This window comes from Paenibacillus sp. Dod16 (assembly GCF_049893405.1).
GTDB lineage: Bacteria > Bacillota > Bacilli > Paenibacillales > Paenibacillaceae > Paenibacillus_AQ.
Window position 1 is genome coordinate 20,939 of the sequence record NZ_JBNDYG010000065.1, and the last position, 20,718, is coordinate 41,656.

Annotated in this window: 20 protein-coding genes and 1 pseudogene; 18 read left to right on the forward strand and 3 right to left on the reverse strand. The window is 43.3% G+C overall.

Annotated elements, in window-relative coordinates:
* Positions 1 to 74 precede the first annotated feature (74 nt).
* The 3 genes from lepB (at position 75) to ACPV3A_RS33130 (ending at position 2,734) form a co-directional block, all read left to right on the forward strand.
* Positions 75 to 728 (forward strand): signal peptidase I, encoded by a 654-nt coding sequence (lepB, locus tag ACPV3A_RS33120; protein WP_426204031.1) that lies wholly within the window; start codon positions 75 to 77, stop codon positions 726 to 728.
* Between the two features lie 400 nt (positions 729 to 1,128).
* Positions 1,129 to 1,923, forward strand: coding sequence for an SDR family oxidoreductase (locus ACPV3A_RS33125; RefSeq protein ID WP_426204033.1), 795 nt, complete (start codon positions 1,129 to 1,131; stop codon positions 1,921 to 1,923).
* Positions 1,924 to 2,146: 223 nt separating this feature from the next.
* Entirely contained in the window at positions 2,147 to 2,734 is a 588-nt protein-coding gene (locus ACPV3A_RS33130; RefSeq protein WP_426204035.1) for a dihydrofolate reductase family protein, read from the forward strand.
* Here the strand turns inward: ACPV3A_RS33130 and ACPV3A_RS33135 are convergent.
* Positions 2,712 to 3,053, reverse strand: coding sequence for an MmcQ/YjbR family DNA-binding protein (locus ACPV3A_RS33135; RefSeq protein WP_426204037.1), 342 nt, complete (start codon positions 3,051 to 3,053; stop codon positions 2,712 to 2,714). The two genes, ACPV3A_RS33130 and ACPV3A_RS33135, sit on opposite strands and share 23 nt — an antisense overlap.
* A gap of 318 nt (positions 3,054 to 3,371) precedes the next feature.
* On the opposite strand from ACPV3A_RS33135, the gene ACPV3A_RS33140 reads away from it, so the two are divergent.
* The 3 genes from ACPV3A_RS33140 (at position 3,372) to ACPV3A_RS33150 (ending at position 4,932) form a co-directional block, all read left to right on the forward strand.
* On the forward strand, positions 3,372 to 3,638 hold the full coding sequence (locus ACPV3A_RS33140) for a hypothetical protein (RefSeq protein ID WP_426204105.1): 267 nt from the start codon (positions 3,372 to 3,374) through the stop codon (positions 3,636 to 3,638).
* 292 nt (positions 3,639 to 3,930) lie between these two features.
* The gene (locus ACPV3A_RS33145; protein ID WP_426204038.1) at positions 3,931 to 4,383 is read left to right on the forward strand and encodes a MarR family winged helix-turn-helix transcriptional regulator; all 453 of its coding nucleotides are present in this window, start codon (positions 3,931 to 3,933) and stop codon (positions 4,381 to 4,383) included.
* 24 nt (positions 4,384 to 4,407) lie between these two features.
* Positions 4,408 to 4,932 (forward strand): GNAT family N-acetyltransferase, encoded by a 525-nt coding sequence (locus ACPV3A_RS33150; protein ID WP_426204040.1) that lies wholly within the window; start codon positions 4,408 to 4,410, stop codon positions 4,930 to 4,932.
* Between the two features lie 153 nt (positions 4,933 to 5,085).
* Here ACPV3A_RS33150 and ACPV3A_RS33155 read toward each other — a convergent pair whose 3' ends face one another.
* On the reverse strand, positions 5,086 to 5,826 hold the full coding sequence (locus ACPV3A_RS33155; RefSeq protein ID WP_426204042.1) for an EcsC family protein: 741 nt from the start codon (positions 5,824 to 5,826) through the stop codon (positions 5,086 to 5,088).
* Positions 5,827 to 6,091: 265 nt separating this feature from the next.
* On the opposite strand from ACPV3A_RS33155, the gene ACPV3A_RS33160 reads away from it, so the two are divergent.
* From ACPV3A_RS33160 to ACPV3A_RS33170, 3 genes are all read left to right on the forward strand, one after another.
* Positions 6,092 to 6,346, forward strand: a complete 255-nt coding sequence (locus tag ACPV3A_RS33160) for a hypothetical protein (protein ID WP_426204044.1) — start codon at positions 6,092 to 6,094, stop codon at positions 6,344 to 6,346.
* A complete protein-coding gene (gene dnaN, locus ACPV3A_RS33165) occupies positions 6,343 to 7,485 on the forward strand; it encodes a DNA polymerase III subunit beta (RefSeq protein WP_426204046.1) in 1,143 nt (380 codons plus the stop codon). Before ACPV3A_RS33160 ends, dnaN begins: the two co-directional genes overlap by 4 nt.
* Positions 7,486 to 7,566: 81 nt before the next feature.
* On the forward strand, positions 7,567 to 8,508 hold the full coding sequence (locus ACPV3A_RS33170; RefSeq protein ID WP_426204048.1) for a hypothetical protein: 942 nt from the start codon (positions 7,567 to 7,569) through the stop codon (positions 8,506 to 8,508).
* A gap of 25 nt (positions 8,509 to 8,533) precedes the next feature.
* On the opposite strand, the gene ACPV3A_RS33175 is transcribed toward ACPV3A_RS33170, so the two are convergent.
* Positions 8,534 to 9,496, reverse strand: a complete 963-nt coding sequence (locus tag ACPV3A_RS33175) for a helix-turn-helix transcriptional regulator (RefSeq protein ID WP_426204049.1) — start codon at positions 9,494 to 9,496, stop codon at positions 8,534 to 8,536.
* A 112-nt stretch (positions 9,497 to 9,608) separates the two neighbouring features.
* Between ACPV3A_RS33175 and ACPV3A_RS33180 the strand changes: the two genes are divergently transcribed.
* From ACPV3A_RS33180 to ACPV3A_RS33220, 9 genes and pseudogenes are all read left to right on the forward strand, one after another.
* Entirely contained in the window at positions 9,609 to 10,088 is a 480-nt protein-coding gene (locus tag ACPV3A_RS33180) for a GyrI-like domain-containing protein (RefSeq protein WP_426204107.1), read from the forward strand.
* A 76-nt stretch (positions 10,089 to 10,164) separates the two neighbouring features.
* Entirely contained in the window at positions 10,165 to 10,629 is a 465-nt protein-coding gene (locus ACPV3A_RS33185) for a phage tail protein (protein WP_426204051.1), read from the forward strand.
* A 507-nt stretch (positions 10,630 to 11,136) separates the two neighbouring features.
* The gene (ppsA, locus tag ACPV3A_RS33190; protein WP_426204053.1) at positions 11,137 to 13,794 is read left to right on the forward strand and encodes a phosphoenolpyruvate synthase; all 2,658 of its coding nucleotides are present in this window, start codon (positions 11,137 to 11,139) and stop codon (positions 13,792 to 13,794) included.
* A gap of 256 nt (positions 13,795 to 14,050) precedes the next feature.
* The gene (locus ACPV3A_RS33195; RefSeq protein ID WP_220685024.1) at positions 14,051 to 14,470 is read left to right on the forward strand and encodes a VOC family protein; all 420 of its coding nucleotides are present in this window, start codon (positions 14,051 to 14,053) and stop codon (positions 14,468 to 14,470) included.
* A gap of 286 nt (positions 14,471 to 14,756) precedes the next feature.
* Positions 14,757 to 16,085 (forward strand): FAD-binding oxidoreductase, encoded by a 1,329-nt coding sequence (locus ACPV3A_RS33200; protein WP_426204109.1) that lies wholly within the window; start codon positions 14,757 to 14,759, stop codon positions 16,083 to 16,085.
* A gap of 247 nt (positions 16,086 to 16,332) precedes the next feature.
* Positions 16,333 to 17,109 carry an NAD-dependent epimerase/dehydratase family protein gene (locus tag ACPV3A_RS33205; RefSeq protein ID WP_194542999.1) on the forward strand — a complete coding sequence of 259 codons (777 nt, stop codon included), beginning with the start codon at positions 16,333 to 16,335 and terminating at the stop codon, positions 17,107 to 17,109.
* Positions 17,110 to 17,230: 121 nt separating this feature from the next.
* Positions 17,231 to 18,008: pseudogene (locus ACPV3A_RS33210) on the forward strand (undecaprenyl-diphosphate phosphatase).
* A gap of 365 nt (positions 18,009 to 18,373) precedes the next feature.
* Positions 18,374 to 19,060 (forward strand): DUF4386 domain-containing protein, encoded by a 687-nt coding sequence (locus ACPV3A_RS33215; RefSeq protein WP_426204056.1) that lies wholly within the window; start codon positions 18,374 to 18,376, stop codon positions 19,058 to 19,060.
* Between the two features lie 146 nt (positions 19,061 to 19,206).
* Complete coding sequence (locus ACPV3A_RS33220) at positions 19,207 to 20,625, forward strand: FMN-binding glutamate synthase family protein (RefSeq protein ID WP_426204058.1); 1,419 nt, start codon at positions 19,207 to 19,209, stop codon at positions 20,623 to 20,625.
* Positions 20,626 to 20,718 lie beyond the last annotated feature (93 nt).

Genomic DNA, 20,718 nt, shown 5'->3' on the forward strand with positions numbered 1-20,718 from the left:
TTAAGGTACTATACGTTAGGCACATCAACCATAAGATTTGGTATAAAGTATAATGAGTCGAGGGGGGCGAAATGATGAAAAGGGTCAAAGTTGCTTTTGTATTTGTACTGTTGTTTGCTGGATGTAGTCCAAGTGACTCAAGTGAAATTATCTCCGATTCCATAACCACGCCAGCGATTCATACAGTAACCAATAATGAGTTGAATTCCCGGCACATCATTTATAATCACAACTATGACAATATGGATCGTGGAAATCATGATTTAGAAGGAGAGGTTGTGATTGATTTGCAGTATTATAATGAGCATGCGATTAGCCGAGGTGATATCGTATATTTCAAAAATCCTGAAACTAAAAAGAATCTTGGTGAATACAGTATTTCTAGAGTAATCGGGTTACCTGGCGAGAAAGTAAAGATTGAAAAGGGACAAATCTTTATTAACGGAAAATTGCTTGATACTTTTTACGGAAGAGCACATCGACTGGGTTCTGATCTCGAAAGTTTGAAAAAGGCTTTAGAGCGTAATGACTTAGACGAGAACATCCGAAAAAACATTGAAAATAATGTGGATTATTTTCAACAATATAGTATGAAGGAAATCGAGATCCCCGATAGCAGTGTTTATCTTGTAGGTGATGATTGGTTCCGCAGTAATGATAGCCGATTGTTCGGTCCATTACCCACAGATAACATTGAGGGGAAACTGGTGAGTGTGCTTGGTGATTGAGGCATGTAGCCTTGCGCGCTTATAATCCGAATATCTCGATGTAATTTGAGCGGCAAATAAGGTTGAGTTCCCTTTAAAAAAATATCTTCCTTGACACGTTCTGGTTATATTTTGTAATCTGTTTTTGGAGATGAAGGAAAGGGGACTCGTATTCCAATGTGGACTTCCTTGTAATGGTTTGATTGTAGGTGATCGCGTGATTCGACCTTGGCTAATTGCCATAGGTTTGGTGAATCATGCCATCCTCAACCATTTCAAGGGATGCGAGAGACTGTTTATTTCACCCGCTGCGCGAATACTTGATGTATCCGCTTTTTTTGGTTAAGGCAGCGGAAGCAATTCATCTCCCATGATGAACGATTCTCTTGTCTTCTCTTAACCGTAGGAGGTATTTCTAATCATGAAGAGACTGCAAGGGAAAATTACTATCGTCACTGGCGTAAGCCGTCCGGGGGGAATCGGAGCCGCGATATGCCGGACATTGGCTCGTGAAGGTGCCGATCTATTCTACACTCATCTATATGATTATGATAAAACAATATATCCGAATGACGCAGACAAGAGTTGGCCAAATTTATTTGCCGACGAACTTCGCCAGTTGGGCGTTCAAGCCGCACATATGAATTTGGACTTAGCCGATTCCGGTTCGGCTGTCAAACTGCTGCAAGAAGTCCGAACTACGATCGGGCTTCCGACAATCCTTGTCAATAATGCTACGTATAGCGTCGATGCCGATTTTCGTCAATTAAATGAAGCTCTAATCGATGCCCATTGTGCTGTAAACATTAGAGGGACTTTCATGCTATGTGCCGAATTCGCTCGTATGCTTGAGTCAGAGCAACGTGCACATAACAACGGGTTACCCGGCGGAAGAATCATTAATCTTACCTCCGGACAAGGAAAAGGCCCAATGCCCGGTAATCTCATCTATGCTGCAACGAAAGGAGCCATCTCCGTTTTTACCGAATCATTGGCTGCAGAGCTGGCTCCGCTTCATATCACTGTGAACGCTATCGATCCCGGTCCTACCGATTCGGGCTGGATGTCCGAAGAGGTGAAAAAAGCCCTGCTTCCGAGATTTCCGATGGGGAGGATTGGTCTTCCCGAAGATGCGTCCCGTCTGATCGCTTTTCTAGCAAGTGAAGATTCACAATGGATTACCGGACAAATTATTCATTCCAGAGGCGGTTTCTAAAGTGGATTTCTTTTACCGTCTAGCATTGTAACGTACGAGTTACGAGTTCTCATTGTATTATGGGAGAACGATAGTTTAATCAGACAGAAGAAGGCAGCCGATCATTATCATCGGCTGTCTTTTTTAAGCTAACGGGCAGATAAAATACATTTATGATATAAGACATAAGATGACATAATTATAATTTACAATGAGTGATATACCCCGAAAGGAGCTACAAATCGTGAATCGTAAAATTATTTTAGATTTAGCCGTTACGTTGGATGGTTTTATTGAAGGGAAGAATGGGGAAGTAGATTGGTGCATTATGGACCCTGAGATGGGGTTTGCGGATTTTTTAAATCAAATCGATACGATTATGTATGGAAGAAAAAGTTATGATTTATGGGGGCGGTTCACGCCAGATATGGATCTGTCGGATGCTGAGCAAGAATTATGGTCAAACGTTCACAGTAAAGAAAAATATGTGTTCTCCAGGACGCAAACAGGGAGCGATCATAAAGCGACATACATCAATGATCATATCCTTGAAGAAGTACATGCATTAAAGATTAAGCCGGGTAAAGACATCTGGTTATATGGGGGAGCAAGCCTAATTACAACCTTTATTCAGTTAGGGCTGGTTGATGAATTTAGATTATCGGTTCACCCTGTCATCTTGGGAGAAGGAAAACCGTTGTTTATGGATATCAAGCAAAGGTTGAATTTAAAGATGGTGAATACAAAAACGTTCTCCTCCGGGGTGGTGCAGCTCATTTATCATTTGGATAGGAATGCAGTTAACCATGTTAACTTCGAGAAGACGCCTTAGTTAAAACATAGCTCTGTTTGATCATTTCACGGATTTCTTCTTCAGGTACGGTGCCGTCAAGAATAATCGAATTCCAATGGTCTTTATTAAGATGAAAGGCCGGGACTACTGCAGTGTATGCCTGCCGTAAGAACTCCAGCATGCCGGATTCACACTTTACATTGATCCAAATATGGTCCTCTTTTTCAAAAATCCACGCAAAAACTTTATTTGTATCTTTATGTCGAATCACGGTCCAATTTTTATCACGAAATGGTCGATCCTCATACGAATGGTCCAAGCTCAAGCAGTAATCGATGGCTTCCTGTCTACTTCTCATCCCTAACTCTCCCAACCTATAACATATAAAAATGCCGTGAGTTTAACGGCATTTTTGTGTTCTCCTAATCAACATCAAGCGTAGGACTACGTATACCATAACAAATAGGATTGTCGGAGGACAAGCCATAACTGAGGTGAAATTCATGGGCATCAAACAAATTCAACGCCCACAAGACTTAGCAACAAACATTAAAGTACTAGCTAAGCTATTATAAATTGAAATGGGAAGGATCAAGGGTGTGCCGACTTTAACTTAGCACTTGCATCCAAGTTGTACAATCCAACTAGATACGTAAAGGAGGAGGTCTTTTTGGGAATGGATCATCTTGCTTCCACGCCGTCCCGAAGCGCAAAGCCTGGCGGCTTCATTACCTTCGGTACTTACCCGCAGTCTACTGACGGTGCAGACAGATCCCCGATCCTGTGGAGGGTTCTGCAAAATTCAGGAAGAGAGCTGCGAACACAAGGGAACAAGCCTTCGCGTGCGTTTTTTGTCGGTCCAAGCTGCAGTATTCGCAGCTATGCGAATGTCAGTCTCTCCCGTGACGGCGTGCGTCCCGCTTTAAAACTTACTCTGAAATAGAACGGGGCTTTCCCAGATTGGGGAGGCTCTAACCCGGATCTTAAAGAACCGCGACGGAACGTATGGTTGTATAAAACTAACAGAAGGACTTGCCCAACAACCTGAACCAGTGATCATTTAAGAACAACGCCCCGCAAGGTTTCTCGTCTACAAGATTATCCAATCTAATTGGCCACTTTACGTTCCCGATCTCTTAACCATCTAATATTGTTGCAATTACAACATTATTACATTATAATAATGTTTGTTTTTATTGCATTTACAACATAAATGAAAACGAGGGAGTCAATGTATGAAAGGAATTCTTCGTGAAATTGGAATGATCGCAAGGGCATTAGATTCGATTAGCAATATAGAATTTAAAGAATATGACCTGACGAAAGGACAGTATCTGTACCTTGTGCGAGTATGTGAAAACCCAGGAATCATACAAGAGAAGTTAGCTGAAATGATAAAAGTAGATCGAACAACTGCAGCCCGTGCTATCAAAAAGCTTGAACTTCATGGCTTTATTGTGAAGAAAGAAGATCAACATAATAGAAAAATCAAAAAACTCTTTCCAACGGAGAAAGGGAAACATGTGTATCCTTTTATACAAAGAGAACATGATTACTCCAATACGGTTGCATTAGGGGGATTTTCCGAAAGTGAAGCAGAAGCCATGTTTGATCTGCTACAAAGAGTCAGAAAGAACGTTGAGAAAGACTGGGAGTTTGTAAAAAAGGGCAACAAGAGATTGTATTGAATGACTAAATGGAGGAGAAACCCATTGAATTTAAAAATAAGAAAATGCACGTTAGAGGACCTAGGCTTACTTCAAGACATCAGTGTTGAGACGTTTAATGAGACATTTAAAGATCAAAATTCACCTGAAAATATGAAAGCCTATTTAGAAAGAGCATTTAACTTAAGCCAATTAGAGAAAGAGATATGCAAAAGCTCTTCGGAGTTCTATTTTATTTATTTTAATGGGGAAATCGCCGGGTATTTAAAGGTCAACACCCATGATGCTCAAACTGAATTGCTGGGCAATGATTCGCTTGAAATCGAGAGGATATATATAAAGGGCATATATCAAAAACATGGGCTTGGCAAGTTTCTGCTGAATAAAGCCGTGGAGATCGCGATGGAACGAAATAAAAAGAGCGTCTGGCTAGGCGTGTGGGAACGGAATGAAAATGCTATTGCTTTTTATAAGAAAAGCGGATTTGTTCAAATAGGAGCCCATTCTTTCTATATGGGGGATGAAGAACAGAAGGACTTTATCATGACCAAAACATGCATAGAGCACTGAAAAGAATTTTAGCTAAAAACGGGTATTGGGTTCGTGATATCGGATGTGGGTTCAAGGCGAACCTAAAGGCAGCTAATCTGTGGATTAGCTGCCTTTGTTTTTGTTCAAGCAACGTTCTTGGATGTGCATATGGCGATATAGAGAGGATTAACCTTAATCCACGAAACCATCGTGCAATCTGCGGAGGCGATAAGCGTTCATGGCGGATTCGCGCAGCTCCTCGAGAATGGTGTAATTGGCCCACGCGCCCGCGACAGCGCCGATCCCAGGAACCATCTGCAGCATCTTCCGAAAGTCCATGGCGTCGCGATACTCGATCTGAAATGTCTCCCAGTCCATATTTTGAGCGTAATCGGCGTCAGAGAGCCATTGTTCCTTTTCCATATGCCAATGTTTGATGGAATGGAGCAACCTCGCACGGTTTTCCTGCCCTGAAAAGGTCATTTGAAATACCTTGAGAATGAACACCCGTTCGGAGAAGTGTTTGGTGTCGTAACCGTAAACATGGGACAGCTCGAACAAAAATTTCATTTTGATCGCAATTAAAGCTGGAAAATCCACCATGCTAAACATAATGCCGCCAGCACCTGTTCCTGCGCCTTCGGCAACCGCAATTTTCTGGTACAGGGCAAATAACTCTTTCGCTTCTTGATCGGCAGTCTCCAGTTCCAGCGTATGCTGAACCGGACGGCTAGGCGTATATTCCGCACCGAACAACGCTGTGCGCACGATCGATCGTATGGTGGTCGTAATAATGCTGTGCACCTTCGGGGGAATCAAATGATTGATTCGATTGCCGATGGTTTTCGATGTCTTTTCCAGCCATCCCGGCGGTTTGAACATTTTATTTTCCCAGTCGGCAATTTCCCTCTGTACTTTATGTTCGTAATTCATGATCAATCGCTCCTCAAAAATACTTAGCTATATTGTAACGTTTAACTCTGTGATTCGGAACAGACTGCGGAAGGGAGGGGACCTCGACTAAAGTCCAGTTTCACATTGATTTTATGATTTATCAAGAGTTATTCCTGATGATTTCGGTATCCAGCAGCTTGTTAGAAGACAACTTTTTTCTAATTGGCAGTAAATAGAAATCTATGATAAAATATGAATACGTATTATTGATTTAAGTAACTCAATTCAATGGGGTGACTTGGCAGTGGAGGATGAACAATTCAAGATCGGTCTTTCTAAAAAAGACGGTCAGCTCGGCTTCGTCTTTGATCGTGGAGGGCCTCGCCAGGGGGCGGGAAGAAAGGGAATCGGCATAACAAAGAAGATATCCTTGACTCTGACAAAAGATATTTGGGAAGAAATTGATCGTGAGTGTGAAGAACGAGCGATCTCTCGGTCTTCATTCTTTAGAAATATTATGGAGTCCTATTACGCCGCCGCTAATAAGAAAGACAGGTGAATAAGTTGTTAGTGCACATATCAAGGGATTTACTTGCTAAGGCTGTTCAACATGTCTATAAAGCTGTATCGAGTAATAGTCCGGTATCTAGATTGTCCGGGCTATACATCCATGCCGGAAGAGAAGGGGTATTGTTTAGCGGCAGTAATACAAGTCTTACGGTTCAATATAAGGTTTGTACAACGGATAGTAAAGTTCGTATTCTTAATAAGGGAAGTATCGTCTGCCCAGGCAAGTATCTATTTGAGATCATTCGTAAATTAGAGGATGGGAATGTGACCTTGGAGGTCAATGAGCACCTTGTGCTAAGCATTAGTTCTGAGAACACACGAGCTTGCCTGAGTGGAATGTCTCCTATTGAATACCCTTTCATCCGGCCACCATATTATCATCAATCAGCTAATTACATAAATGTATCGTGCAGCTTATTCAAATCTGTGATTAACCAGGTAGCAGGAGCAGCCTCAACATCTGAGGCAAAGCCGATACTGACAGGAGTATCGATGGAGATTCAAGGGAACCAGCTTAATTTGATTGCTACAGACGGGGTTATACGAATGGCTGCTCTATCAATCTGTATCGAGAACGAAGGAGGGGTCTCTGGAAGCGTTGTAATACCTGGTGAAAATTTAATGGAGATAGCCAAAATGCTGGCTGATGATGGTCTAACAAAGGTAACTATAGAGCTTAATCATCATGAGATCAAATTTATGACGCAGAATCTGCTTATTACATCGGTGTTAATCGAAGGTATGTACCCTTCAACCAGAAATCTTGTTCCTACTTCTCATATTTCCGAGATTGTTCTTAACATTAAATCATTAAGACAAATGGTTGAGCGCGTATCTGTATTCGCTGACTATCACTTAGTTACGATGCATGTAACAGAAAACAAATTGGAGCTTACATCCAGTACGCCCGAAATTGGTGACGTAAGTGATGTGCTGCTTTTGGAAGATAAGATCGGAGACAATTTTAGCATTACGATTAATGTGAAATATCTCATAAGTACGTTGCGGTGCATCGAGTCAGATAGTATCCGAGTACGGTTTGCTGGTCGAAAAAGTCCCATTGTATTGCTTCCAGCCTTGGAAGATAGAGCATGTCTGTTCTTGTTAAGTCCTGTCATGACAAGATAAACGATATAGTTAGGGGATGACTGGGGCAGTCAATCCGATTGGCGGTACATTACGATGCGAAGTCTAAAAAAGGAGATACAAATGGAAAATAATCCAACTATTCGTTTGGCCATTGAAGATTCTATTCAGTTTCTTGAATTTGCACCGCATTTTACGATGGCTCACGGCGAGTACACTCGTCGAAAATGGGATGGAGCTTGGTGGCATATGGCTGCTCTTTATGAAATGGGAGAAGTGAAACGAATCCCCCAGTCCGCTATTGAAAGAGCGATACACCTTCTCAAAACCCAGGTCTGGCCAACCTTTATTATATGCGCCGATGATCATCCAACAAGTGAAAGTGATAAGATGAAGTTGGATTGCTGCCATTGTGAACTTGCCGTATTCTATATGATTCTAATGGGGTATGGCTGTGATTTGGACAAGGAACTGCCTTGGATTCGTGAATGGCTCTTAAAGCATCAGCTTCCTGATGGCGGACTGAATTGCGATCCTGATGCTTATACTCATTCTAAAAAAAGCTCTATTGTCTCAACATTGCCTCCGCTTGAAGCTATCTTATGGCATACTGACCGGGAATTCACTGAACAGGAAGCTGTTTTCTTAGACGAAGGTGCACGTTATTTAATTGAGCATCGACTTGTATGTTCTAAACAAAATGGGAATGTCATCGATACCGATTGGCTGAAACCTTGCTTTCCAAGGTTTTTTGAATATGATATATTGCGCGGCATGTCCTTCTTAGCAGAATGGTCTCGGCGTAGGAACAAACTGCTTCCGGTTGGGTTAATTCATGAAGGATTGGAACGCTTGAATACATCAATGGCAGCAGAGGGTTTGCGTATCGGTAGACAAGTCTTTGATCCACAAGGCCCGTGGGGTGGGCAAACTTTTTCCTTATTAGAAGCAACGGCAGGCATTGGTGTCGTTTCGCCTTATCTAACCAGACAATTGGATCGAGTAATCGAACAGCTGGGACCGGAATATACCTTACGATCAAAGACAATGGGAAGAGTACCTTAGTAGTGGATGTTTCCAAAGGCATAACCTACGGACAGTAGTGGCTTAATCGTTCTTTTAAACCTGAAACGACTTCATCCGGTATCTCCCTGATCTTAATATCTCGACCTAGGAAAAGCAGCCAATTGATCATTTCGTTTAATTCTTCTGCATGAAGAACATTGATATAAGTCTTTAAAGTTGCGGTGGTTTGGTACGGATTCGTATAAGAAATCGAAACTTTTAAAGGATGGTATTTTTTGAACTGAGAAATCGCCTTTGGGCCAAGATCAAGAACAAGATTGATGACTTCTTCCTGTTTACTTAGTTGCTCTAGAATCTTTTTCTTGCTTATTCTTTTTTTCTCAGGGTATGGGTGTACATCGGTGAGATTGTCGACAGGAACAATCCGCCTCTTTCCTTCCTCCAAGTCAAAACCTTCGATTTGCCATAGGCTTTTTTCACGATAAAGATGCAAGAGATAAAGGGGATAAGACTTTATGATCTTCTCTTCCTTAATGGAAACCAATAAATACCTGTCCATCAGAAGGATCTGGATGAGTTTTTCTAACATCGGGTGGGGCAGGTCAGACAGATCAAGCAGGTCTGGATTATGAGGGTTAGTCCCTTCAAAAAGCAAAATTTGATTTAACAGAACAAGGTCATCTTGCTGGTTTTCCGAGATGAGACCTAGCAATTTTTCTGCTAAAGATTGACGACTCTTCAGATAAGGGAGTTGTTGATTTCTTGTGGCCATAAAGGCTATAAACAGAGCTTTAATTTCATTATCGGTAAAGCGGACTGTGGGCAGGACAGAGTTGTTCATGACAAAATAACCCCCATCCCTCCCAACTTCAGCGACAAGCGGCATCCCCATGGCTTCAATTTCTCTAATATCTCGAATCGCTGTCGAACGAGAAATGTTAAATTCCTGCATGATTTCAGAAATGGTAAAGTGGGCACGGTTGTTGATATACCGCATAATGATATTGATCCGTTCAACTTTTTTCATCGGTTCTCCTTTATACAGTATCATTTTTTGACATGATTTAAGGTTATTATAAACCCATCAAGTGAAAAGACAAATCATTTGATAAAAATAAAAAAAGAGGTAGGGATTGAATATGACAAATTATACGCTTGAGGAAAAAGACAGCTTTATCGTTTTGGGAATTGGGACTGAGCTTCAGAGCGATTACACAGACTATGCTGGCATAAACAAGGAGAAGGCAGACTTTTGGGAAGCAGTGAAACAAGATGGAAGCCTTGAAACGTTAAAGGCTGTTGCCGCAAATGACTACATTTTTGCCGTAAACGAAGCGGTGAATAACAAGATGATGTATTATGCTGGCGTCATGACAGAGACATCTCTACCCGAGGCAACTAGGGTTATTCAGTTTCCTAAAGGGGAATACCTCGTAGTAAAAGGGGAAGGGAACACGGCAGATGAGTTGAGTAATAAACTTACTGGCATTGCCTTCGGACAAGTCTTGCCGGAAGCTCAGAATTTTGCCTATGTAGGCGGGCCAAATGCAACGGTAGAGATGGGGCAGCGAGACGGGTTGGTATTTGGTGAGTTGTGGATCCCTGTTGTCAGGAAATGAGTGAATGTTTCGATGTAATCTTTGCTCGAAGTAGGTCCATGAACTAACGCTCACCAAACTTTTAGGAGGGATGAACATGTCCAATATCGTTGATTTTAAAACGGTGTCTACGGTGGGTTTAGAATCTTCACCCGTAGTAGAAGCCCTTGCTGGTTTACGAGCGAATGAAGCCCGTTACTTTATGAACAAATATAAGCATGAATTCACCGTCGTACCAGCCGACGAAAGCCAGGAAACCCTCGACTATGTGAACCGGATTTTGAAAGAAGAACGTGATATCGAGTTTGCGGCCAACCCATTAGAAACATCTCGTTTCCAAGTGGAAAATATCAAATGGGCTTTCGTATTTTATGAGGATGGTCTTGCGGTCAATGTCATGTATACGATTGATGATCCGAAGAAACGTGCTGTCGGCTTTAAGCTTACTGAGGGGATGGAGGTACCGCAGGAGTTAGAAGGGAAGTTTAAATTTGCCAGGCAGAAGTCTAAACTAGCTGGAACCATTCGGGGTTCGTTCTTTGTGATAAAAGGAGAATACTAAAGTAGCAAAAGCGCATGTGGAGGATTCCAGCCAATTATAATACATAAAAAGAGCAGCGATAATTCGCAGCTCTTTTTATTTGCCTGAAACGTGCGACGAAAATGGGTGGCGCTAAGATTGCAAGCTGCAGCTAATGCATCGATTAGAATCAACCTCAGTAGTGCTGTGAGATGTACTCCACGTGCCGAGAAGCGCTTTTAGATCTAAGTAGCAAACATGCCAGCGGCTTACCTGACCTTTTAAACTTTGGGCAAGATGTAGCTGGGTCGGAAGAAGCGAGACATCTTAGCCTGATGACAAGAACAATAGTAGTGAAACTAAAAAAAGAACCTGGCAGTTTCATCAGATTCTTTTTTATTGCATATAAACAGACGCGATGATATAATCAGATCACGACTGATATTTGATGTATAGGCATAGTTATCTTATCTTACAATCTAAGTGTATCATGCTGAAAAACCCTTGTCAAATGTTTTTTCTCAAATTAATGGTTAGGAGAGATGTTGAATGCGTTCGTTGGTTCTCGATTTTCAGGAAATGGACAAAAAGCAGCTTGGGCTCGTTGGCGGAAAAGGGCTCCACTTAGGGGAATTATCAAAAATTGAAGGAATACGAGTTCCCGAAGGATTTTGCGTGACAACCATAGGATATCAACGAGCCATCGAACAAAACGAAACGTATCAATCTATGCTCAATCGACTAACCATGCTATCAGCAGAGGATCGAGATCAAATTGTTGAAATCAGCAGGAAGATCAGACAAACCATCATGGAGTTAGAAATTCCATCCGATGTAGTGACAGCAGTAACTCGCTATCTCTCCCGGTTTGGCGAGGAACAGGCATATGCCGTTCGATCCAGTGCAACTGCTGAAGATTTACCGCATGCCTCTTTTGCGGGTCAACAAGACACCTATCTAAACATCATCGGCGTCGATGCCATCATGCAGCATATCAGCAAATGCTGGGCTTCCTTGTTTACAGATCGCGCGGTGATCTATCGTATGCAAAACGGATTTGACCATCGTCAAGTTTATTTATCCGTAGTCGTTCAAAGGATGGTTTTCCCAGAGGCTTCAGGGATATTATTCACCGCAGATCCGATGACTTCTAACCGAAATCTGCTATCCATCGATGCCGGTTTCGGACTTGGAGAAGCGCTGGTCTCTGGCTTGGTATCTGCCGATGGTTACAAAGTACGGGAAGGAGAAATCATCGAGAAGCGGATAGCCGCTATAACATTGGCAATCTACGGACGAAAAGAAGGCGGAACAGAAACAAAGCAAATCGATCCCGATCAGCAAAAGTCACAAACTCTTACGGATGAGCAAATTTTACAACTGGCACGCATCGGAAGACAGATTGAGGCTCATTTTGGCCAGCCCCAAGATATCGAATGGTGTTTGGCCCAGGATACCTTTTATATCGTTCAGAGTCGGCCAATCACGACTTTATATCCGATTCCTGAAGCGAGCGATCAAGAAAACCACGTCTATATCTCTGTTGGTCATCAACAAATGATGACGGATCCCATGAAACCACTGGGATTGTCTTTTTTCCTGCTAACGACTCCTGCACCCATGCGTACAGCCGGCGGAAGGTTGTTTGTTGATGTCACACATCATCTGGCATCACCTGAGAGCAGAGAATCTTTACTGAATGGCATGGGACAACACGATCCGCTCTTAAAAGACGCACTTATGACCATAATAGATCGAGATTTCATAAAACCATTACCAAACGATAAAAAAGAAACGAGTCCCAGTAAGAGCAATAAAGTTATGCCGCCTGCCGGTGCTCAACCACAATTCGAAAACGATCCGACAATCGTTTCTGATTTAATGAAACGCACTCAATCATCGATCGAAGTGTTGAAACAAACCATCCAAACGAAATCCGGATCCGATTTATTTGATTTTATATTGGAAGATATCCAGGAACTGAAGAAGATCTTATTTGACCCCCAAAGTTCGTCTGTGTTTATGGCTGCCATGAATGCTTCATCATGGATCAATGAAAAAATGAACGAGTGGTTAGGTGAAAAAAACGCTGCCGACACGCTTTCTCAATCTGTGCCCCATAATATTACTTCGGAAATGGGTTTAGCGCTGCTCGATGTCGCAGATGCAGTCCGTCCTCATCCGAAAGTCATTGATTACTTACAGCATGTCAAAGATGACAACTTTTTGGATGAACTGGTTAAGTTGGATGGTGGACAGGAATCCCTTTACGCGATCCTTGATTTTCTCGACAAATATGGCATGCGATGTGCGGGAGAAATCGATATCACCAGAACTCGTTGGAGTGAAAAACCAAGTACGCTTATCCCTTTGATCCTGGGCAACATCAAAAACTTTGAACCGAATGAAAGTGTTCGGAAGTTTGAGAATGGGCAACAGGAAGCTTTGAAAAAAGAAGAAGAACTATTAGAGCGATTGAAACAATTGCCGGATGGTGAACAAAAAGCCAAAGAAACCAAACGAAAGATCGACCTCATCCGGAATTTCATCGGCTACCGCGAATATCCCAAATACGGCATGGTGAGTCGGTACTTCGTTTATAAGCAGGCTTTGCTGAAAGAAGCTGAACGGCTCGTGCAAGCGGGCGTTATTCATGATAAGGAAGATATATATTATCTCACTTTTGAAGAGCTTTACGAGGTCGTACGCACAAATAAACTGGATAATCCGGGTTCCATGGTCGAGCAGCAAGCGAAGCTTGCGACCAGACAGATGATCAGCAAACGAAAAGACGAGTACAAAGTATATGAAAAATTAACGACGCCGCGTCTCATCACATCGGAGGGTGAAATCATCACAGGGGCTTACAACCGAGAAAATCTTCCTGTCGGAGCAATTGCAGGTCTAGCCGTTTCCTCCGGCGTTATCGAGGGACGCGCACGCGTCATCTTAAACATGGAAGACGCCGATCTGGATGAGGGGGATATTTTAGTCACCTCCTTTACAGACCCTAGCTGGACGCCATTGTTTGTATCCATCAAAGGACTGGTCACCGAAGTGGGCGGACTGATGACCCATGGAGCCGTTATCGCGCGTGAATATGGCTTACCGGCCGTTGTCGGCGTGGAGAATGCTACCAAACGGATAAAGGACGGGCAGCGCATTCGCGTACATGGGTCCGAAGGCTATATTGAAATATTGTCATAGCTCAATACGACAAGTGGAGGCATTTGTCACAAGACCACAATCAACAATATGCAAAAGAAGTCGCGGAATCCGCGGCTTTTTCTCATTTTACGCTGGAAGCTGTAAACGTCCCAGCATTTTTTATATTTATGACAATAACTGTCACTATTATCAATCATAATAGGTTCAAAGCCTAAATGCGCTTAGGCATGTTAGATGAAGCTACAAGAGGAAGTAAGTAGAATCCAAAAAATGAAGCTAAAGGAGCTGTTTAGAAATGAAGTTACAATTCATTCCCTACATTATGCTGAACGGAAACGCCAATGAAGCGATTGCATTTTACGAAAAAGCATTGGATGCTAAAGTCTTGTCAAAGCAAACATTTGGACAGGCACCTGAGAGTATCCAGAACGCCATGCCGTCAGATGTAAAGGATAGAGTAGCTCACTCCGTCTTAAGGATCGGGGAAATTGAAATGTTTGTAGCCGATACGGAACCTGGTCAGCAAACGCAGCCGGGAGATCGGTTGAGCATTTGTATTACGACAAACGATATTGAAAAATCAGAACACTTTTATGAGGCTTTACAACAAGGAGGTCAAGTGATTACGCCACTGCAAGAAATGTATTTTAGCCCAGCTTACGCAATGGTTACGGATAAGTTCGGAATTACCTTTCAGATTTTCACTACAAGGTAACACAAATAAAGAGCTGGCCTGCTTTCAATCTTCCGGTACATGTCGGGGCGTAACATGGAGTAAGCGGCTATATAGAATTCTTAGAAGAGCCTGGTTCACCAGGCTTTTTTTTTAATGCAGATTTCGATAGAGCAGGATGTAGAACAGTATTTAAAAGCCTTATCAGCTCCAGCCCATACGGGACATTGAGCTTCCTCATACGTTATATGGTACCTGCCTAATTTGTTGAAGCAAAGAATGCTCACTAATGATTAAGGAGTTGGATAGCTCGGTGAAATCAGACATTATGCTTACAGGGCGAGTGATTTTTAGGGGGGATCCAGGTTATGAGTCGGCTCGCAAGAATTGGGATCCTCATACGGACAGATTTCCCAAAGTTTTTGTGTTCGCTCAAAGAACGCAGGATGTAGCAAACGCCATAAGATGGGCCCGGAAAAATAATGTCCCTATTCGCCCGCGAAGCGGAAGGCATGCCCTAGAGACCAACCTTTCACAGGTCAATGGAGGCATAGTCATCGACGTAAGCGAGATGAAGAAAATCAAGCTGAATAAAAAAAGCGGCACCGTTGTCGTCGAAACAGGGAATCGGGTAGGTAGGATCGTTGATACGCTGGCGCGCCAAGGCTATATTGCACCATTTGGTGACAGTCCGACGGTTGGCATCGGCGGAATTACGCTTGGCGGGGGAATTGGCCCGCTGCAAAGGACGATTGGCCTCATCAGCGATAATTTACTCGAGCTTGAGATGGTTGACGCTAAGGGAAGAATCATTCGGGCAAACAAAAAACGAAACTCCGATCTCCTATGGGCTTCCCGCGGCGGCGGTGGCGGCAACTTCGGTGTATACACCAAATATAAATTCAAAGTACGGCGAGCTCCAGCCAAAGCTACCGTATTCAGTATCACCTGGCCCTGGGCACAATTCGAAAAAGTCGTAAAAAAATGGCAAGTATGGGCTCCTAATGCCAGCACCAAGTTGGGCAGCGAATTAAACGTCGGTCCCAAAAAAGGCGGAAACGTCAGTATGTTGGGACTGTACCTTGGAACAAAAAGCGAAGCCCTTCGCCAATTGGAACCTATTCTTAGCGTGGGGACACCTACTCAAAAAACCATCCGATTCCTACCATACACGGAAGCTACGAAATTTCTGCTGGCTCCCGATCCAGTGCTTACTCAAAGATACAGCAACCAGTTCTCCAGCGCCTTCGGCAAACGCCCATTCCCGGACAAAGCCTTTAAAATCATGCGCGATTTCCTAGAAAAAGCAGAAGGAGGAACTCCAGCCGGATTTTTCTTCCTCAACTGGGGTGGCGCCATAAGCCGTATCGCTCCTAAATCCACCGCATTCTACTGGCGAAAAGCGAAGTTTTATGTCGAATGGAACAGCTCATGGGTGAAGCCATCCCATGCGGCTAGAAATATTGCCTTAGCCCGGAACACCAGGAAGAAGCTGCAGCCTTATATCGTGGGGTCCTACATTAACGTTCCAGATCAGGGCATAAAATGTTCAGGGCCGGTTTATTATGGAAAGAACTATGCCAGATTGAGGAAGGTAAAGGCGAAATACGATCCGAATAATGTATTTAACAACCCGCAAAGCATTCCGCCAGCTTAATCAAAACAAAGTAGTCGACATTTGTGCTATTGCAGTCGCATTTTGAAGTAGTTAACCATGGTTTATACCAAATAAATGATCCCAAACCCCAAAAGCAAGCCGGAAAATCACTCGGCTTGCTTTTGGGGTTTCCCTTATCTATTCACCTAATCCGGATTTTCGTATATATCCTTCTCGTTACGGGTAATTAAATTACTAACAGCACACCAATCGTGTGACTATGAAGCGGGAAAGGGGATCGAAACGAATGAAACGCAAATTGTTAATAACGGGAGCGGCAGGCACCATAGGAAATGTCATTTACAACGGGCTCCTCAAAGACAACCGGTATGAGGTTGTTGGTGCGGATATACAGGCGGACGAGAAGCTGGGCATTGTACAAATGGACATCGGAGACGAAACGAGGCTGACGGAGCTGACGCAAGGAGTTGATACGGTGCTTCATTTTGCATGGATCAAGGACAAGGGGGATTTTCTTGGCAAAGTGCTTGCGGGAAATGTGAGCGGTGCCTACAAGTTATTTGAGACGGCGGTGCACAATGGCGTGCGCCGTATCATATTCGCCAGCTCGAATCATGCAACCGGGTATTACAAGACAAATGAGATGGTAGGGCCCCAAGATCCATATCGTCCAGATAGCTTTTACGGACTCAGCAAATGTTATATCGAGCTGCTGGGCCGACTGTATTCGGACCAAGGCAAGATCTCATCGTTCAATATTCGTATTGGCAACTTTCCCGGGGACAATCGTCCTCATTCAGAACGTGCGGGGCATATCTGGATATCCGAACGCGATATGCTCCAATTGATCGTTTGTTGCATTGAGGCAGATGACGAACTGAAATTTTTGAATTTGTACGGCACCTCTGCTAACAGTGATAACTACTACAATATCGATTATCTGGAGGAACTGATCGGATACAAACCTCAGGATGATGCGACAAAGCTGCTTGAGCTGGCCAAGGCAGCGGGACGCAAAGTGCGTCAGGATGAAACGATCTATCAGGGGGGACAGGAACAGTAGCAATTGAACAATGTGACAATGTTGTCACTTGGAATGAAATAATGTTATATGAATCGATGGGAATATATAGTTGTCCCCCTTATACTGGAAATGTTAGATTTCCAAAGGGGGATATCCACTAATGACTGATGTAATTAAAGCAATCATACTCGGCATAATAGAAGGCTTAACCGAATTTTTACCGGTATCGTCTACTGGACATTTAATTTTAGCGGGCCATTTGCTAAGCTTTGAGGGAGACGCCGCCATAACTTTTAAAATTGTTATACAGTTGGGTGCAGTAATGGCCGTTCTCATTCTGTACTGGAAAAGGTATTTGGCGATTGGGACTAATCTGATTCGAATGGACTTTTCCCGTAGTCGAGGATTAAATGTTATACATATGATTTTGGCTATGTTACCGGCATTAATTGTATATCTTCTGCTCAAGTACACAATAAAAAGCCAATTATTCGGCCCAACCCCAGTCTTAATCGGGCTAGTGGCCGGTGGCGTGTTAATGATCATTGCAGCACGGAGTAGGAGAACCGAAACCGCTGATACAATGGATCGGATTAATTATAAACAAGCCTTCGGGATTGGCCTGTTTCAGTGTTTGGCTTTATGGCCGGGATTCTCGAGATCGGGTTCGACGATTTCAGGCGGACTTTTACTTGGCACCAGCCAAAAAGCCGCCGCGGATTTTACGTTCCTAATCTCCGTGCCTGTTATGTTTGGTGCAAGCTTGCTAGATTTCTGATGATTTCGTCCTAATGTTTATTGGCTTTGCAACATCCTTTTTTGTCGCCATGATTGCCGTCGTGACGTTTATCAAACTGATTAAGCGACTTCGGTTGGAATGGTTTGCTCTATATCGTTTTGTCTTAGCGGCTCTCTTCTATTTGATCATTTTGCGGTAACATAGCAAGATGAAGCGCAGCCGGGATGCTGCGTTTTCCCATATATACCGATAGTCATTACTACCAAGAAATCAGCTGAACAAGACGGTGAGGCGATCATTTATCGGTTAGGAAGCGACTCGCCTGCTATGACAAAAGAGCAACTGATGAAAGCCGCAAAAGGTTTCTATAGTGATAAGCCATTACATTAATACTGAAGCTGAACAAAATGGCGATAATCCAGATTTACAGGCTGCTATGGCAGCCTGTTTTTCGTTTACCAACCACTTTTTTTTCAGAGGAACAAATATATTAAAGCATCTGTTTTATCTTACCTATCCCCGTCATATTAATTCTAAAAGGTAGGTGTTATAGGGAGGTTGTTCATGTTGAGGAAGAGTACAAATTCAGGTAGTAGGTCTGCAGTAATTACTGGGGTGTTATTAATATTCGGATTGGTTACAGGTATATTTAGTGTGGTTCCTGTTATAGATGGGGTAGATTATCTTGTCAAAGCTTCTACAAATGAAAATGAGCTACTAACTGGAGCGTTTTTCCAATTGTTGATGGTTGTTGCATATGTTGGTGTCCCTATAATAATGTATCCGATTTTAAGTAAGCATAATAAAGGTTTTGCTCTTGGATCTGTCGCTTTCGGCACTATTGCGGGTGTGTTTATTATTATTGGTGTAATCATACTTCTGTTGCTATTGACGTTAAGCCATGAATTTGCAAAAGTTGGAACGCTGGATGCATCGTATTTTCAGACCCTGGGTGGGTTGTTAAGGGAAGGACGAGATTTGGTGAACCATGTGGCAACGACACTGGCGTTCGTTTTGGCTATGCTCTTGTTTAACTGCATATTTTACCAAACGAAATTAGTTCCACGCTGGTTGTCTGTTTGGGCTCTTATTGGCTCTACATTGTCCATATTGGCAAGCTTATTATTTATGGTCCACTTCATCGGTTTGGATGCAAACTATATGATGTTGAACATTCCAATAGCCGTTCATCAATTGGTTTTGGCTATATGGCTAATGTTTAAAGGATTCAACCATAATACTATCGGATAAAATTACGGATTAATCACGATTTAAAGTATTGAGCTATACGGTAATCCCATGTATAGGATGAGATGGTTAACAAATAATAAGTAAATTCATGATTTCCTTCATCATAGAATCGGTAATAGCAATTAGCATACAAGAGGGGGATTAGTTTGTTTCGTTGGATGATTCGCAAGATGACGAACGGTGTAATGGACGAGATTGTGGACCATTATATGAAGCGTATGATACAAGATCCATATACGGAACATGCGTTTTCCACGTATACAACCATGCAGAAGCTGACGCCGCGAGCAATCATTGAAGCCGGGATGCGGGCGGAAAGCGGAAAAGCAATCGAACGCACTTTGGGGAGTCCGATGGTATTGTCCGACTGGCATAAAATTTTGCTTAACCCCGTACATATGTTCCGCCTGCCCACAGAAGACAGCGTGCAAATCCAAACAGGCGTCACGATTGGTCCTCAAGCGAAAAAGCCACTAAATCTAGAAATTCCTATTCTCATTAGCGGTATGTCATATGGTGGAGCATTAAGTTTGAAGGTAAAGGTCGCTTTGGCTCGTGGTGCAAGTATGGCAGGTACGGCAACCAATTCAGGAGAAGCGCCTTTAGTCGATGAGGAACGAAGGGAAGCCAAGTTGTTCATCGGCCAGTTTCATCGCGGCGGGTGGATGAACGACGATGAATCTCTCCGGCAATTGGATGCTATAGAAATCCAGCTCGGTCAAGGGGCCCTCGCAGCCGCTCCGATGTCGATGGCGTCGGAGCAGATTGAGGAGGATTTGCGGATTGCCAAAAAACTGAAACCCGGCGAAAATGCCTCGATTCATTCCCGTATCTCGGGAGTAAACAAAACGGAGGACATGATTACTCTGGTGCAGGACTTGAAAAATAAATACGGAGTGCCGGTTGGGATTAAAATCTGTGCGACTCATTTTATGGAACGGGAGTTGGAGGTCGCCATTCAAGCGGGAGTGGATTATTTTGTCGTGGACGGTGCGGAAGCAGGAACGCAGGGAGGTCCGCCGACACTTCTGGATGACGTCGGGCTCCCAACGTTATTTGCGCTCGCAAGAACGGTTCAGTATTTGGAAGAACGCAGGGTTAAACAAAGCATTTCCGTCATCGCTAGTGGGGGGTTAACGACGCCGGGGCATTTCCTAAAGGCAATGGCGTTAGGGGCGGACGCGGTCTATATCGGTTCAATCGCCTTGATCGCCCTTCAGACGCAAGCGGCTAAGACGCTGGCGACCGAACAACCGCAGCAAGTTCCTATCGATTGGCGTAAGTTCAAAGAAGGTTTGGATGTTGATAGGGGCGCCGAACATTTGGCTAAATTCCTCAAATCGTCTGTCGAGGAAATGAAATTAGTCGCGTATACCCTTGGAAAAACGGATTTGGCACAAATCAACAAAAGGGATCTGGTTACAGTGGACCGGGATTTAGCCCAAGTACTGCGGATCGATTATGCCGGTTTCCCTCCAGGAAAGCCAAAACCATCCACAGCATCTAACGTTATTCCGGACGTAATGGAAATGAACGATCCGGATGAACCTCTGTCTCTACAGTAAACTCCCTTATTCATTGGGGGCGCCCACCATAGTTGATTAAACTAAACCCGATTAGCATCTGGTTCTATCCCAAGTCAAAGAAAAATGAGCTAG